This window comes from Streptomyces sp. NPDC059371, from assembly GCF_042751995.1.
In the GTDB taxonomy this organism is placed as follows: Bacteria; Actinomycetota; Actinomycetes; order Streptomycetales; family Streptomycetaceae; genus Streptomyces.
Genome location: NZ_JBHYXD010000025.1, coordinates 1 through 872, shown reverse-complemented (window position 1 = coordinate 872; position 872 = coordinate 1). Strand labels below are relative to the sequence as shown.

Sequence of the window (872 nt, the reverse complement as noted above, 5' to 3'; positions counted from 1 at the left end):
GGGGGGGGGGGGGGGGGGGTTTTTTAGGGGGGTTAGAGGGGGGGGGGGGGGGCGCCCCCCACCCCGCCGCCCCCGGGGCCCCGGCCCGCGGGGCCCTCGACTCACGTCAGCGGTCAGCGCGCCGGGACACTCTCCGGCGTCGTCGTGTTCATCGCGGCACGCTTCATGGCACGCACCCTAGCGACGGGTCGCGGGGCGGGCACGTGATTATCCGGCGAGGGAGCATCGAGCGCTCTCCACCGGCCGCGCGGGCTCCGGGCGCCCGGAGCACCCCTCGGCCCGGAGCACCCCTCGGCCCGGGTCACCCCTCGGCCCGGGTCACCCCTCGGCCCGGGTCACCCCTCGGTCCGGGTCACCCCGGGGCGGGAGCCTCAATCACCCGTCGGCCCGGGTCACCCCGGGGCCTGGATCACCGCACAGTCCGGGTCACCCCGCCGGTGTCTCCGGCTCCGTGCGCTTCTCCGCGCTCCCGGACCGGTCCGCCTCGTTCCCGGACTTGCCGGCGCTCCCGAACCCGTCCGGGTTCCCGGAGCCCTCCGGTCCCTCCGGCTCCATCGGCACCCTGGGCTCGCCCAGGATGCCGAACGTGTCCGGGACTCCGAGCCCGTCCGTGTCCGCGAACGCCTCCGGAAGACCGAGCGCTCCCAGGGCGCCCGTGAGCCGGTCCTGCACGGAGGGAGGCTCCACGGGCTCGACCCCGGGCTGCCGTTCCACCGAGGGCGGTGCGCTCCGCGGCCGTTCCGGCTGCGACTGCGGCACTACCGGCGGCTGTCCGGGCTGGGCCCGTTCCAGGAAGCGCAGCAGTTCGACCGGGAAGGGCAGGACGAGAGTGGAGTTCTTCTCGGCGGCGACGGCCACGACCGTCTGCAGCA

The 872-nt window shown here is 76.1% G+C and carries 1 pseudogene; it reads right to left on the bottom strand.

What is annotated here, in order from left to right:
* Positions 1 to 426: 426 nt before the first annotated feature.
* Positions 427 to 872, bottom strand: a pseudogene (locus tag ACFXGX_RS16815) (hypothetical protein); the annotation flags it as partial.